Consider the following 13,567-nt stretch of genomic DNA (forward strand, 5'->3'; position numbering starts at 1 on the left):
AAGTGCCCTGGATTACCCGGCCCGCAGCCCGCGCTCGCAGAGCTTGCAAGCCACCATGGCGCGCACCACGTGTTTTTCCACCATGCTGACCGAGATGCCCATGTGCTGGGCGATCTGGGCATGGCTGAGTTCATCGAACACGTTCAGCACAAAAGCCTCTCGGCAACGGGGCGGCAGCGCCTCAATGGTGTCTGTGTAAGCCTGAATCACCTGCTGCGAGGCCAAAGCCTCTTCAGGCTGCAAGTGCTGCGCTGCCACAGGGACCTGCGCTTGCGGGATGGCATCCAGGTCATCGTGCTGGCGTACCGCAGCGCGGCGGTGCTGGTCAATCACCAGGTTGCGCGCCGTGCGGTAGAGCAAGGCGCGCATGTCGAGCACGGCCTGGCCAGAAGACTGGACGGACAGCACGCGAACGTAGCTTTCCTGCGCCAGGTCGGCCGCAGTGTCGCGGTCGCGGACCTGGCGGGTCAGAAAGTTAAGGAGTTCGCGGTGGTATCGCTCTAGCACGGCACAGACTTGAATAAGAATTATTCTTATTATCGCCGATCGGAGTGCAGGAGGCATGTCCTGTCGATGCAGATCCAAATGCTACAAATTACATAGCTTCTTGCGCTTATAAAATAAGCGCAAGAAGCCGATTTGGCTTAAATCTTTAACGCAGCTTCCAGCGCATCGATAAACAGCGCCGCCACATCGCAGCCGGTCTGGTCGAAGATCTCCTGGAAGCAGGTGGGGCTGGTCACGTTGATCTCGGTGACACAGTCGCCGATCACGTCCACGCCCACCAGCAGCAGGCCGCGGGCCGCCAGGATGGGGCCCAGGGTTTCGCCGATCTCGCGGTCGCGGGCCGACAGCGGCTGCGCCACGCCCTTGCCGCCCACCGCCAGGTTGCCGCGCACCTCGCCGCCCTGCGGAATGCGCGCCAGGCAAAACGGCACCGGCTTGCCGCCGATCACCAGCACCCGCTTGTCGCCCAGGGCGATCTCGGGCAGAAACTTTTGCACCATCACGCTCTGGGCACCGTCTTTGTTCAGCGTCTCGATGATGCCGCCCAGGTTCAGGCCGTCGTCCTTCACCCGGAAGATGCCCATGCCGCCCATGCCGTCCAGCGGCTTCAGAATGATGTCGCGGTGCGTGGCGTGGAAGGCGCGGATGGCCTCGGCGCTGCGCGTCACCAGCGTGGGGCCGCTGAACTGCGGGAACTCCATGATGGCCAGCTTTTCCGGGTGGTCGCGCAGCGCGCGCGGCTTGTTAAATACCTTGGCCCCCTCGCGCTCGGCCTGCTCCAGCAGGTGTGTGGCGTAGAAAAACTCGGAGTCAAACGGCGGGTCCTTGCGCATGATGATCGCGCCAAAGTCCTTGAGTGCGCGCGGGCTGCCCGCAAACAGCGGCTGGGCCACACTGAACCAGGCGGCTTTATCGCCGGTCAGGCGGATATCCCGCACCTGGGCCGTCACTACGGCACCAGTCTGCCACTGCAAATCCTGCGGCTCGCAGGCCGAAATAGTGTGCCCGCGCCGCTGCGCCTCGCGCATCATCACAAAGGTGGTGTCCTTGTGGATTTTGAAAGATTCAAGCGGATCGGCGACGAAGAGGATGTTCATGGAAACCTTCAAGCAATGGGACGGCGGTACTGTTGCACAAACAGGGCAATGGCACCGGCCACCACCCCCCAAAACGCCGAGCCCACCCCGGCTATCACCACGCCGCTGAGCGTGACCAGGAAAGTGATGGTAGCGGCCTCGCGGTGCTGCGGCTCGTGCAGGGCGGTGGATAGCGCGCCGCCGATGGTGCCCAGCAGCGCCAGCCCGGCGATGGCGGCGATCAGCTCGCGCGGAAAGGCAGTGAGCACGCCGGTGATGGCCGCGCCAAAGATGCCGATCAGCACGTAAAAAATGCCGCAGGCCGCCGCTGCGGTGTAGCGCTTGGCCTTGTCGGTATGCGCCTCGGGGCCCATGCAGATGGCGGCAGTGATGGAGCTCAGGCACAGCGCGAACGCGCCGAACGGGGCCAACACCAGCGTGGCCAGGCCGGTGATGGTGATGAGTTTGGAGATCGGCATGGCATAGCCCGCAGCGCGGATGGCCGCCACGCCCGGCAGGTTCTGCGAGGCCATGGTCACCACGAACAGCGGCAGCGCCATGCTGACCGTGGCAGCCCAGCTAAACACCGGCACCACCAACTCTGGTTTTGCAAAGGAAAAAACAATGCCTGTGCTTACCAGCTGGCCACGAGAAGCTACATAAACAATAGCGATCAGCAAGGTCAGCACCACCGCGAAGCGGGGCAACCAGCGCTTGGCCAGCAGGTAGCAGCCCAACATCAGCAGCACCAGCGGCAAGGCGGTCTGGGCGGCAGCAAAGCCGTTCAGCCCGAAGCGTGCCAGCACCCCGGCCAGCAACGCAGCGGCCACCGCCACCGGGATGCGGTCCATCACCTTTTCAAACAACCCGGTCACACCGCACAGCACGATCAGGGCCGCGCTGACCATGAACGCGCCAATCGCCTCGGACATGCCAAAGCCGCCCGCCAGCGCCGCCGTAGCCACCACGGCCGCGCCGGGCGTGGACCAGGCCACCATCACCGGTTGGCGCAGCCACAGCGAGGGCAGCAGCGTGCACAGCCCCATGCCCAGGCCCAGCGCCCACATCCACGAGGTGAGCTGCTCCGGCGTGGCGTGCAGGGCCTGCGCGGCCTGGAAAACGATGGCCACCGAACTGGTGAAACCGACCAAAACGGCCACGAAACCGGCGGTGGTGGCAGAGAGATTGATATCTTTGAAAAACGTCATGCGGCCATTGTCTCTGACGGTGCAGGCCGTCGCCGCCGGGGTCGGCGCAGACCGCGTGGGACTTGTTCGGCGGTGCGGCTACCGACCCGCCCGCGCATGCCTGCGGGCCTCTTTGTCGGCCAGGCGCTCGGCGCGGCGGCGCTCGGCTTGCACCTGGGCGCGGCGCTCGATGCCTTGCAGCGCATTCTTCTCGCGGGCCTCTACATGTTCATGCAAGGCCATGATCTGGGACTGCGTCTCCTCGTCATAGGGCGGTTTGGACTTGCGCCCCATCAGGACCGAGTACACCACCGCGATTCCCACCAGGGCGAACCCGCAGCCTGCAAGCAAACTCTCCATCGCCGTCTCCCACTGTTTGTCGATCTACAGTGTTTCTAAGGCGTAAAGCGTGGCGAATTTCATTCCAAATATGCACTTTGTCGTAAACGGTGTATCTTTCCGTACGCACTGAAAATTACATCAAATACGCCTGTAGACCAATAAACATAAGCGCAAAAAGCTCTTTTTTATATAGCAAACACTCAATGCCGCCGCCCCAGCCAGCGCAGCAGTTGTTGCAAGCGCGGCGTGTACGGCGGGTACACCAGCCCACCGCCCGACCAGCGCGACTGGTGGAACACCGGCTTCTCGTGGCTGAACCGGCGAAAACCCCATTCGCCGTGGTAATGCCCCTGGCCCGACGGCCCCACGCCGCCGAACGGCAGGCCGTCTTGCGCCAGGTGCACCAGGGTGTCGTTGGTGCTCACCCCGCCGGATTGGGTGTGGGCCAGCACCTGGTCGCGGTGGACGGTGTGGGTGCCAAACCAGTACAGGGCCAGCGGCTTGTCGCGGGCGTTGATAAAAGCAATCGCCTCTTCCAGCGTGTCGTAGGGCACGATGGGCAGCACCGGGCCGAAAATTTCTTCTTGCAGCACGCGCATGCCGCTGTGCACGTCCAGCAGCAGCACCGGCGGCATCTGGCGGCCCCCGTTGGACGGCTCCAGTTCCACCACCGTTGCGCCCTGCGCCCGGGCATCGGCCACCAGGGCCTGCAGGCGCTGGCGGTGCCGGTCGCTGGCGATGCTGGTGTAGTCGGGGTTGCCCTGGAAGCGGGGGTACAGCCGCAGCATGCTGGCGCGCAGGGCCGCCACGAAGGGGGCGACCAGGGGGCGCGGCACCAGGGCGTAGTCGGGGGCGATGCAGGTCTGGCCTGCGTTGATCAGCTTGCCCCAGGCCAGCCGGTCCAGCGTCTGGCCCAGGTCGCAGGATGTGTCCACCAGCACGGGCGACTTGCCGCCCAGTTCCAGCGTCACCGGGGTCAGGTTTTGGGCTGCCGCCTGCGCCACCAGGCGACCCACGGCGGTGGAGCCGGTAAACACCAGGTGGTCGAACGGCTGGGCGCAAAACGCCTGGCCCAGCGCGGCATCGCCGGTGAGCACCGCCACCTCTTCGGGGGCGAAAAACTCGGTCACCGCCAGGCGCAGCCCCTCGGCAAAACGCGGGGTGAGTTCCGACGGCTTGAGCAGCGCCCGGTTGCCCGCCGCCAGCACATCCACCAGCGGCGACAAGGCCAGCAGCAGCGGGTAGTTCCAGGGGCTGACGATACCCACCACGCCCAGCGGCTGGCGCAGCAGCAGGCTGCGGCCCGGCCAAAACATCCAGCCGGTAGCGGCGCGCCGGGGCCGCATCCAGGCCCGCAGGTGCTGCAGCGCGTGGCGGATGGCGCTGCGCACCGGCACCACCTCGGTCAGGGTGATCTCGGCGGCGGCGCGGGTGCCGAAGTCCTCGCTGATCTGGGTGGTGAAATTCTCAACATGCTTGTCCAGCAAGGCCCCCAGGCGCTGCAGGCGGTCCCGGCGGATCGCCTCGGTGGGCGCGGGGTCGGCGGCATGGGCCTGGCGTTGCAGGGCCAGCAGGCGGGAAAGTTCGGATTCAGGGGTGTCCATAACCCCCATGGTGCCAGTACCGCCCGGCTGCGGGGAAAATACCCTGCCACAGATGTGACACACTTCGAGCCCCCGCCTGAGAGACCGCTAATGACGACCCCGTTTTTTGACTTTTCCCCCGCCAGCATCGCCACGCTGGCCGCAGCCGACGTGGCCCGCGCCCTGGCCGAAGACGTCGGCCCCGGCGACCTGACCGCCGCGCTAATCGACCCCGCCCGCCACACCCGGGCCCACATCCTGGCCCGTGAGGCCGCAGTGGTCTGCGGCGCGCCCTGGGTGGAGGCAACGCTGCGACAGATCGCCCCCACCGCCACCTGGACCTGGCTCGTCAACGAAGGCGCAACCTGCACCGCCGACCAGGTGGTGCTGGAGCTAGAGGGTCCGGCACAGGCCCTGTTGACCGCCGAGCGCACTGCGCTCAACTTCCTGCAACTGCTCAGCGCCGTGGCCAGCCGTACGGCGCTGCACGTGCAGGCGGTGGCAGGCACCGGCACCCACATCGTGGACACCCGCAAAACCCTGCCCGGCCTGCGCCTGGCGCAAAAGTACGCAGTGCGCGTAGGGGGAGGAACCAACCACCGCATCGGCCTGTATGACGCAGTGCTGATTAAGGAAAACCACATCGCCGCCGCCGGGGGCGTGACCGCCGTGCTGCGAAGCGCTGCCGCCCTGGCAGACAAAGCCCGCTTTATCGAGATCGAGGTGGAAACCCTGGCCCAGCTCGACGAGGCCCTGGATGCCGGTGCCCGCATGGTGCTGCTGGACAACATGGACCTGCCCACGCTGCAGGAGGCGGTACGCCGCAACACCGCGCGTGGCGATCAGAAAGCCGTGCTGGAAATCTCGGGTGGCGTCACCCTGCAAGGCCTGCGCACTCTGGCCGAAACCGGCGTAGACCGTATCTCCATCGGCGGCCTGACCAAGGACGTGAAGGCCACCGATTACTCCATGCGTTTCCAGGACCTGTGAGAAAAAAGCCATGACCACCACCATGATGGAAGTTGAATACGAGCAACCCGTAGAGGGTGCCACCTGCGCCACGCGCCACGCCTGGGCCCGCGTACCCGTGGAGCCCAGCCCCAGCGAACGCCTGGCGCTGAAAGACCGCATCCGCCGCCTGCTCAAGGAGCGCAACGCGGTCATGGTGTCGCACTACTACGTGCACCCCGACCTGCAGGATCTGGCCGAAGAAACCGGCGGCCTGGTCAGCGACTCGCTGGAAATGGCCCGCTTTGGCCGCGACCATGCGGCGCAGACCCTGGTGGTGTCGGGCGTGCGCTTCATGGGCGAAACCGCCAAAATTTTGTCGCCCGAAAAGCGCATCCTCATGCCCGACCTGGATGCCACCTGCTCGCTCGACCTGGGCTGCCCCAGCGCCGAGTTCAACGCCTTTTGCGATGCCCACCCCGACCGCACCGTGGTGGTTTACGCCAACACCAGCGCCGAGGTCAAAGCCCGCGCCGACTGGCTGGTCACCTCGGGTTGCGCGCTGGACGTGGTGCGCGCATTGAAAGACCAGGGCCACAAAATCCTGTGGGCCCCCGACAAGCACCTGGGCAACTACATCCAGAAGGAAACTGGGGCCGACATGGTGTTCTGGAACGGCGCTTGCATCGTGCACGACGAGTTCAAGGCCTTCGAACTGCAGGCCCTCAAAGCCGAGCACCCCGAAGCCAAGGTGCTGGTGCACCCCGAGTCGCCCGCCGACGTGATCGCCCTAGCCGATGCCGTGGGCTCCACCTCGGCCATCCTGGCGGCGGCCCGCACCCTGGATGCCACCACCTTTATCGTCGCCACCGACAACGGCATGCTGCACAAGCTGCGCACGCAAAACCCCACCAAGCTGTTCATCGAGGCACCCACTGCCGGCAACAGCGCCACCTGCAAGAGCTGCGCGCACTGCCCCTGGATGGCGATGAACGGACTGGCCGGGCTGGCCCAGGTGCTGGAGCTGGGCACCAACGAGGTCCACATCAACCCCGCCCTGGGCCTGCGCGCGCGCCTGCCCATCGATCGCATGCTGGCCTTCACGGCAGCGTTGAAAAACGGCCAGCCCACCACCGGTTTGGTGCCCAACATCGGCGCGGCCTGATGGAGGGCATCACCGCGCTGATCGACTTTGCCGACCCGCGCGGTGGGGAACGGGTGCGCCATGCGTTTGGCACGCCGTTGCAGACCCTGGTGGCGCACACGCTGGAGCACGTGAAGCCGCTGCTGGATGCCGTGCAGGCCGCGTCGGCACAGGGGCAGTGGTGCGTGGGTTATGTGCGTTTTGAAGCTGCGCCCGCGTTCGATTCCGCCCTGAAGGTCCACGCTGCCGACGGCCCGCTGGCCTGGTTTGCGGTGTTTGATGCGCCCCTGCCCTGGCCGGAACCCTCTCCCGCCAGCGCGCAGATCGCCTGGCACAGCTTCATTCCCCGCCCCGATTTCGATGCCGCCATGGACGCGCTGCACCAGGCCATCCGTGCGGGCGATCTGTACCAGGTCAACTTCACGGCGCAAATGGAGGGCGACTTCCAGGGCGACCCGCGCGCCCTGTTCGCCGCCCTGCAGCGCGCCCAGCCAGGTGGCTATGCCGCGCTGCTGGATACCGGCGATGCGCAAATCTTGTCCGTCTCGCCCGAGCTTTTTTTCGACTGGCGCGACGGTGCCATCCTGGCCCGCCCCATGAAAGGCACGGCCCGCCGCGGTGCGGATGCGCAGGAAGACGTGGCCCTGTCGGCAGCGCTGCGCAGTTCGCCCAAGGAGCGGGCCGAAAACGTGATGGTGGTCGATCTGCTGCGCAACGACATTTCGCGCATCGCCGAGCCCTTCAGCGTAAAGGTACCGCGCCTGTTCCACACCGAGGCGCTGCCCACGGTGTGGCAGATGACCTCCGACGTAACCGCCCGCACCCGGCCCGGCTGCACGCTGGCCGAGGTGTTTACTGCGCTGTTTCCCTGCGGCTCGGTCACCGGCGCGCCCAAGGTCCAGGCCATGCGCATGGTCCACGGCCTGGAGCCCGCCCCGCGCGGCGTGTACTGCGGTGCCATCGGCGTGGTGCAGCCCGGTGGAGCCACCACCTTCAACGTGCCCATCCGCACCGTCACCTTGCGCGGAACGCAAGCCCGCTGCGGCATCGGCAGCGGCATCACCTCGGACGCACAGGCCGAAGGCGAATGGCAGGAATGGGCGGCGAAGCAGGCCTTTGTGCAGCGTGCCAGCGCCCCGTTTGCGCTGCTGGAAACCCTGGCCATGGTGGACGGCAGCCTGCGCCACCGCGAGGCCCACTTGGCCCGCATGCAGGCCGCGGCGGCGCATTTCAGCACACCGTGGAATCTGGAACACGTCCACCAAACCCTGCAAGCCATCGCCCGCCCCCAGGGCGCATGGCGCGTACGCCTGCTGCTGGACGCGCAAGGCCAGGCCACCGCCGAGGCCTACCCGCTGGAAGCCAGCCCGGAGCGCGTCCGCCTGCAACTCGCCGACCGCCCGCTGGCCGAGGCGCACAGCGAATTCGTCCGCTTCAAAACCACCCGCCGCGCCCACTACGACGCATTCACCCCCACCCAGCCCGGCGTGTTCGACACCCTGCTGTGGAACACGGCCGGTGAAATCACAGAATGCACGCGCGGCAACATCGCCCTGCTGCTGGATGGCCGCTGGGTCACCCCGCCGCTGGCCTGCGGGCTGCTGGGCGGCATTGGACGTGCAAACGCCCTGCAAGCAGGGCGTGTGGTGGAAGCGGTGGTGCGGGTAAGCGACCTGCCGCGGGTGGAGGCCCTGGCCTTCGTCAATAGCCTGCGCGGCTGGCTGGTGGCAGACCTGGATTCAACACTATCGTTTTAATAGCTTCTCGTGCTGATGGAATAAGCACGAGCAGCCTATTTCTTATAAATCCTACGGTACCAGCACGGTGGCTTCGGCCGTGGCAGCCAGCTCCGGGTAGTCGCGGCTGAAGTGCAGGCCCCGGCTTTCCTGGCGAGCGCGGGCGCTGCGCACGATCAGGTCGGCCACCTGGACCAGGTTGCGCAGCTCCAGCAGGTCGCGGGTGACGTGGTGGCGGGCGTAGAACTCGTCGATTTCGCTTTGCAGCAGGGCGATGCGGTGGGCGGCGCGGTCCAGGCGTTTGTTGGTGCGCACAATGCCCACGTAGTCCCACATGAAGCGGCGCAGCTCGTCCCAGTTGTGCGAGATGACCACCAGCTCGTCGCTGTCGATCACCTGGCTGTCGTCCCAGGCAGGAAGCTGCGGCGCGGGGGCGCGGTCCACGGCGGACATAGCCTTGGCGGCGGCACGCGCAAACACCATGCATTCCAGCAGCGAGTTGCTCGCCAGCCGGTTGGCACCGTGCAGACCGGTGCAGGCGGCCTCACCCAGGGCATACAGGCCGGGCACGTCGGTGCGGCCCTCCAGATCGGTCAATACGCCGCCGCAGGTGTAGTGGGCGGCGGGCACCACGGGGATGGGCTGGCGGGCGATGTCGATGCCCAGCTCCAGGCAGCGCGCGTAGATGTTGGGGAAGTGCTCCAGCAAAAATTCTTTGGGCTGGTGCGAGATGTCGAGGTAGACGCAGTCGAAGCCGCCTTTTTTCATCTCGAAATCGATGGCGCGGGCCACCACGTCGCGTGGGGCCAGTTCGGCGCGCGCATCGTGCTCGGGCATGAAACGGCTGCCGTCCGGGCGCAGCAGGCGGCCACCCTCGCCGCGCACGGCTTCGGAGATCAAAAACGACTTGGCGTGCGGGTGGTACAGGCAGGTGGGGTGGAACTGGATGAACTCCATGTTCGCGGCCCGGCAGCCTGCGCGCCAGGCGGCGGCAATGCCGTCGCCGGTGGCCGTATCGGGGTTGGTGGTGTAGAGGTAGACCTTGCCCGCGCCGCCGGTGGCCAGGATGGTGTTGGGGGCGCTGAAGGTAAGCACCTGGTCGGTATCCGCATCCAGCGCGTACAGGCCCACACAGCCCTGCTGGGGCAGGCCGAGCTTGCTGCCGATGATGAGATCGACCAGGGTGTGGTTTTCAAACAGGGTGATCTGCGGGTGGCTGCGCACCTGGGCCATCATGGTGGCCTGCACGGCCGCCCCGGTGGCATCGGTGGCGTGCACGATGCGGCGGTGGCTGTGGCCGCCTTCGCGGGTCAGGTGCAGCGCGCCGTCTTCCTGCGAAAACGGCACACCCAGGGACTGCAGCCAGGCAATGCACTCGGGCGCATGCTCGACCACGAAACGGGTGGCCTCCACATCGCACAGGCCGCCCCCGGCGACCAGGGTGTCGTCCACGTGCGAGTCGAAGCTGTCGCCCTGGCCCAGCACTGCGGCAATGCCGCCCTGGGCCCAGGCGCTGGCACCGTCGGCCATGCCGCGCTTGGTAAGTACAGCCACACGGTGGGTGGGGGCCAGCAGCAGCGCGGCGCTGAGGCCTGCCAGGCCGCTGCCCACAATCAACACATCGAAATTCAGACTGGTAGACGCAGCGGAAGCAGACAATTTAGATCTCTATTTTGGAACCCAGCTCCACTACCGCGTTATTGGGTAGTCGCAAAAAGTCGGCTGCGGCGCTGGCATTGTGGTGCATTTGCGCAAACAGCTTTTCGCGCCAGGGTGCCATGCCACCGACCAGGGTGGGAATGACGGTGTCGCGCGACAGGAAATAGCTGGTGGTCATGACCTCCAGCTCGCAGCCCCGGCCCCGGATGTGCTCCAGCGCCTTGGGCACATCGGGGGTATTTTTAAAGCCGTAGTGGATCACCACCTGCCAGCAGTCATGCCCCAGGGATTCGATCTCGATACGTTTGTCGAGCCCGATCCAGGGCACTTCATGGTTGCGCACGGTGACAAACAGATTGTGGTCGTGCAGCACCTTGTTGTGCTTGAGGTTGTGCAGCAAGGCGTTGGGCACCGTGCCCATTTCTGCGGTCAGAAACACGGCGGTGCCCGCCACCCGGGTGGGCGGGCTGATGAACACGGCATCCAGAAAACTGGGCAGATCCAGGGCATCGGCCCGCAGCTTGCTGTTGAGCAGTTCCCGCCCATCTTTCCAGGTCAGCATCAGGGTGAAGATGACCCCGCCGATCAGCAGCGGGAACCAGCCGCCGTCGAGCAGCTTCATCATGTTGGAGGCCCAGAAAGCCAGATCCACGATGAAAAAGAAGCCTGTGGCGGCCACACACAGAATCAGGGGGTATTTCCAGCTGTAGCGGATCACATAAAAAGTCAGCACCGTGGTGATCAGCATGTCGGTGCACACCGCAATGCCGTAGGCCGCCGCCAGCGCGCTGGACGACTTGAACATCACCACCGCCACCAGGATGGCGACGAACAGGCCCCAGTTCACAAACGGCAGGTACACCTGCCCGGCCTCTTTCACGTTGGTGTGCATCACCCGCAGACGGGGCAAATAGCCCAGCTGGATGACCTGCTTGGTCACCGAAAAGGCCCCGGTAATCAGCGCTTGCGAGGCAATCACCGCCGCCATGGCGGCCAGCACCACCAGCGGCACCAGCGCCCAGGCAGGGGCCATCATGAAAAACGGATTCTTCACCGCTTCTGGCCGCGAAATCAGCAATGCGCCCTGGCCGAAATAGTTCAGCGTGAGCGCAGGCATGGCCGCCAGAAACCAGGCCACGCGGATCGGTGTCTTCCCAAAATGGCCCATGTCGGCATACAAGGCCTCGCCACCGGTGACGCACAACACCACCGCGCCCAGGATGATGAAGGTGGTGCCAGGGTTGCGCCACATGAAGCCCAGGGCGTAGTGCGGGCTGATGGCCCACAGAATTTCGGGATCGGTGGCAATGTTGATGACGCCCAGGGTGGCAATCACCACAAACCACACCACCATGATCGGGCCAAAAAACCGCCCAATACTCGCCGTGCCCCGCTTTTGCACCACAAACAGCGCGTACAAAATGACCAGGGCGATCGGAATCACAAACTTCTTGAAGGTCGGCGAGATCACCTCCAACCCTTCCACCGCGCCCAGCACGGTGATGGCCGGGGTGATGACACCGTCGCCATAAAACAGGCAGGTGCCGAAGATGCCCAGGATGAGCAGCGTGTTGCGCAATTGGGGCCGGTCTTTCACCGACTGCGAGGCCAGCGCCAGCATGGCCACCAGGCCGCCTTCGCCATTGTTGTCAGCCCGCAGTACTAGCACCACGTACTTGAGCGACACAATGACCGTCAGCGTCCAGAAGAAGATGGACAGGATGCCGTAGACGTTTTCAGGCGTAAAGGGCACATGGCCGGAGCCAAAAACCTCTTTGACCGCATATAAAACACTGGTTCCGATATCGCCGTAGACCACACCCAGCGCGCCGAGTGTGAGGGCCGAAAGCGAAGATTTTGAACTTTGCACTAAAGAGGCCCCGTCTGCAGGCCCCCTGAGGGGCCGACGGGGTTCCATAAACTTGGGGAAGCGTATTTTGCGCTCCAGAATCCCGCGTGCAAGCGGGGTAGAGCCCCTAGATCCGATTTATGTTGCGGTGCAGCAACTTATTCAAACTGTGTTATTTAGTCATAGATTTCGGCATCGGGATCGGTCGCTTCCAGCTCGTAGCTGGCCGCGGCCATGGCCAGGCGGCCCACCACGCCGTACATGTAGAAACGGTTCGGCGCGCTGGCACCGGGGCGCATGCCCACCTGGGGCAGATGGGCGTTTTCGGCAAAGGCCAGCGGCACGTAGCTGGAGCCGGGGGCGTTGAGGTTCTCGTCCACCCCGCGCTCGGCGTGGATGCGGTAGAAGCCGCCCACCACGTAGCGGTCCATCATGTAGACCACCGGCTCGGCCACCGCGTCGTTGATGCGTTCGTTGGTGAGCACGCCTTCCTGGATGATGGCATCCAGCAACTGGGGCGCGCCCTTGCCGGTGGTGGTTTTGGCCCGGTGGTGCAGCACCGCCAGGTCTTTCACGTCGCGCACGGTCATGATGCCCATGCCGGGCGCGCCGCTGTCCGACTTGACGATCACAAACGGCTTCTCGTTGATGCCGTATTCCTTGTACTTGCGGCGGATCTTGCCCAGCAGCGCGTCCACATTGGCGGTCAGGCATTCCATGCCCTGGCCCTGGGCCATATCGACCGCGCCGCACTGGTTGAACATCGGGTTGATCAGCCAGGGGTCGATGCCCAGCAGCTTGCCCAGGCGCTTGGCCAGCTCTTCGTAGCTGCGGAAATGCTTGCTTTTGCGGCGCACCGACCCGCCAGCATGCAGCGGCGGCAGCAGGTACTGCTCGTGCAGCTCTTCCAGGATGCCGGGCGGGCCTGCCATCAGGCTGTTGTTCAGCAAGATGGTGCAGGGGTCAAAGTCTTTGAGCCCCAGGCGGCGCTTGGTGCGGATTACCGGCTCCAGCGTCACCTGTTCGCCATTGGGCAGGTTGATGACCGTGGTTTCCTTGATGTCGGGGTTGATCGAGCCCACCCGCACGTTCAGCCCGGCCATGTGGAAGATGCGCTGCAACTGCGCCACGTTGGACAGGTAAAACGTGCTGCGGGTGTCGTTCTCGGGGATCAGCAGCAGGTTTTTGGCCTCGGGGCAGATTTTTTCGATAGCGGCCATCGCCGACTGCACGGCCAGCGGCAGCATTTGCGGTGTCAGGTTGTTCCAGCCGTGGGGGGCCAGGCTGGTGTCCACCGGGGCCAGCTTGAAACCGGCGTTGCGGATATCCACCGCGCTGTAGAACGGCGGCGTGTGCTCCATCCACTCCAGCCGGAACCAGCGTTCGATGGCAGGCATGGAGTCGAGGATGCGCTGTTCCAGTTCGTTGATCGGGCCAGTGAGCGCAGTGATGAGATGGGGAACCATAGAGGCCCTATAGAAACAGAATGAGTTACGGGATGTAAGGGCAATTCACCCAAACTCAAGGCCGACCCGG

At 65.0% G+C, this 13,567-nt stretch carries 11 protein-coding genes; 3 read left to right on the forward strand and 8 right to left on the reverse strand.

All coding sequences use genetic code 11. From position 1 onward, the window contains the following. Window positions 1–12 precede the first annotated feature (12 nt). The 5 genes from AC097O_RS23015 to AC097O_RS23035 all read right to left on the reverse strand — a co-directional run bounded on the left by AC097O_RS23015 (window position 13) and on the right by AC097O_RS23035 (window position 4,716). Entirely contained in the window at window positions 13–507 is a 495-nt protein-coding gene (locus AC097O_RS23015; RefSeq protein ID WP_479595282.1) for a sigma-70 family RNA polymerase sigma factor, read from the reverse strand. Between the two features lie 137 nt (window positions 508–644). Continuing rightward, complete coding sequence (gene gshB / locus AC097O_RS23020) at window positions 645–1,604, reverse strand: glutathione synthase (protein WP_479595283.1); 960 nt, start codon at window positions 1,602–1,604, stop codon at window positions 645–647. An 8-nt stretch (window positions 1,605–1,612) separates the two neighbouring features. Beyond that, window positions 1,613–2,791, reverse strand: a complete 1,179-nt coding sequence (locus AC097O_RS23025; protein WP_479595284.1) for a benzoate/H(+) symporter BenE family transporter — start codon at window positions 2,789–2,791, stop codon at window positions 1,613–1,615. 78 nt (window positions 2,792–2,869) lie between these two features. Continuing rightward, window positions 2,870–3,130 carry a hypothetical protein gene (locus AC097O_RS23030; protein ID WP_479595285.1) on the reverse strand — a complete coding sequence of 87 codons (261 nt, stop codon included), beginning with the start codon at window positions 3,128–3,130 and terminating at the stop codon, window positions 2,870–2,872. A gap of 182 nt (window positions 3,131–3,312) precedes the next feature. Next, on the reverse strand, window positions 3,313–4,716 hold the full coding sequence (locus AC097O_RS23035; RefSeq protein WP_479595286.1) for a coniferyl aldehyde dehydrogenase: 1,404 nt from the start codon (window positions 4,714–4,716) through the stop codon (window positions 3,313–3,315). A gap of 90 nt (window positions 4,717–4,806) precedes the next feature. On the opposite strand from AC097O_RS23035, the gene nadC reads away from it, so the two are divergent. From nadC to pabB, 3 genes are read left to right on the forward strand one after another with little or no spacing between them, the layout of a single operon-like run. Next, complete coding sequence (gene nadC, locus AC097O_RS23040; protein ID WP_479595287.1) at window positions 4,807–5,685, forward strand: carboxylating nicotinate-nucleotide diphosphorylase; 879 nt, start codon at window positions 4,807–4,809, stop codon at window positions 5,683–5,685. Between the two features lie 10 nt (window positions 5,686–5,695). Next, entirely contained in the window at window positions 5,696–6,808 is a 1,113-nt protein-coding gene (nadA, locus tag AC097O_RS23045) for a quinolinate synthase NadA (RefSeq protein WP_479595288.1), read from the forward strand. Beyond that, on the forward strand, window positions 6,808–8,544 hold the full coding sequence (gene pabB / locus AC097O_RS23050) for an aminodeoxychorismate synthase component I (protein WP_479595289.1): 1,737 nt from the start codon (window positions 6,808–6,810) through the stop codon (window positions 8,542–8,544). Before nadA ends, pabB begins: the two co-directional genes overlap by 1 nt. A 51-nt stretch (window positions 8,545–8,595) precedes the next feature. Here the strand turns inward: pabB and nadB are convergent, their stop codons facing one another. The 3 genes from nadB to gshA all read right to left on the reverse strand — a co-directional run bounded on the left by nadB (window position 8,596) and on the right by gshA (window position 13,497). After that, window positions 8,596–10,182: an L-aspartate oxidase gene (gene nadB, locus AC097O_RS23055; protein WP_479595290.1), complete on the reverse strand. Its 1,587-nt coding sequence runs from the start codon at window positions 10,180–10,182 to the stop codon at window positions 8,596–8,598. A 1-nt stretch (window position 10,183) separates the two neighbouring features. Next, window positions 10,184–12,052: a potassium transporter Kup gene (locus tag AC097O_RS23060; protein ID WP_479595291.1), complete on the reverse strand. Its 1,869-nt coding sequence runs from the start codon at window positions 12,050–12,052 to the stop codon at window positions 10,184–10,186. A gap of 155 nt (window positions 12,053–12,207) precedes the next feature. Further along, complete coding sequence (gene gshA / locus AC097O_RS23065; protein WP_479595292.1) at window positions 12,208–13,497, reverse strand: glutamate--cysteine ligase; 1,290 nt, start codon at window positions 13,495–13,497, stop codon at window positions 12,208–12,210. Between the last annotated feature and the right edge of the window lie 70 nt (window positions 13,498–13,567).

The organism is Rhodoferax sp. LS1P39, from assembly GCF_056521425.1.